The following is a 1,255-nucleotide window of genomic DNA, read 5'->3' as shown; positions in this document are numbered from 1 at the left end:
TGCTCGTACTCCAGTCTTTCGTTTATGCAGAAAGTCCAGAACTACGGGAAAGCGGATATACACTACGTGATTGCGGATGACGGTAACACAATTCAACACCGAAGGAAGATTGGAACGCGACGAGTATCAATCCGGCTGGTATCAATTGCCAGGCGCTGGCCGCTCACCAGACCTTCTGCGATGCACCGCGCCACAGTCGTATCAAACAGATGACGCAGCAGTTCAGGATCAACCGAAGGTCGGCCTGTGTGGTTGTAGAAACCCGCGAGATGCACTCGAATGCTGCTCAAATCGACAAAGCGATCAATCGACCGAAGCAAGTGATCTTAGGGAAAGTGGTTCTCCAATGAGAACTCATAGAACAGCGACGATTGCGCTTCCTGCCTCGGCCCCAACACCGCTCAATCCTCCCACCCATTGGAAGAATTGAATCAGCGGTTCATGCACCGATCAAGGAAGAGTTTTTCAACAAAATAAGCCCCAAGCAGCCGTCGGCCAAGCTTCCGCCTTTCGCATGTGCAGCACATCGCAATCCCGCGCATTCCGGACGTTCCCAGGCGCTTCACTGATGGCAGGGCTGCGGACACTCCTGCCATTCCTCAGCTGATACCTAGTTGTAGTGGCTTGAGATCATAATCCGTTGGGCGCGAGATTATCGGCATTTCTGGCTCAGATTATTTGAGACTGTAAATCGATTTGGGATCACATTATTTGCGACTGGACTCAGAATAATTGAGACGGGCTCACATTGCTGAGACTGGGATCGGTGGGGTGAGACCATCCGACGCCGTCACAGCGACAACGCTCACCCCGTCGGCTCGTATTACTCTGCAAGAAATTTTTTCACTTCTTGATTATCAATAAACCAGTTGGAAATTCCTAGAATATTGGTGTCTAGATATCCAAAAAATCTTTCTGGGCGGCTTAAATCTAGGAAGTAGAAGGCCAGTTCCTCGCCCTTAGTTCCGTCATCAAATTCGACGAACTTCCGGGTGAGAAAATTCTCTGGTTTTGTGCACACTGGCATAAATCGTTGAGTTAGAAAAATTCCGGTATCAGAGTGCCTTTCTTCCTCAACTTCTTCAGAAGGAATCATCGTATAAAGCCAAAGCCAACCAGTGCCGTCAGCTTCCAGTTGTACATCGGTAAAGAGAGCAGTAACTTTGTCCAGCCCCAATTCTATGGGCCAGTTTTGAGCAAGGTTTCTGGAACGGGCGGTCGCATGTTTAGAGCCTGATGGGGTCTGACACGATTG

At 49.5% G+C, this 1,255-nt stretch carries 1 protein-coding gene and 1 pseudogene; both read right to left on the bottom strand.

The window, feature by feature from the left end:
- Nucleotides 1-128: 128 nt before the first annotated feature.
- A pseudogene (locus tag ACR1XY_RS24530) lies at nt 129-398 on the bottom strand (transposase); the annotation flags it as partial.
- Nucleotides 399-823: 425 nt separating this feature from the next.
- Nucleotides 824-1,255, bottom strand: a 432-nt coding sequence (locus ACR1XY_RS24525) for a hypothetical protein (protein WP_480448293.1), incomplete at its 5' end; no start/stop codon positions are given.

The organism is Ruegeria sp. AD11(2025) (genome assembly GCF_056542405.1).
The sequence above is the reverse complement of the archived record's forward strand: the minus strand, read 5'-3'. Positions and strand labels throughout refer to the sequence as shown.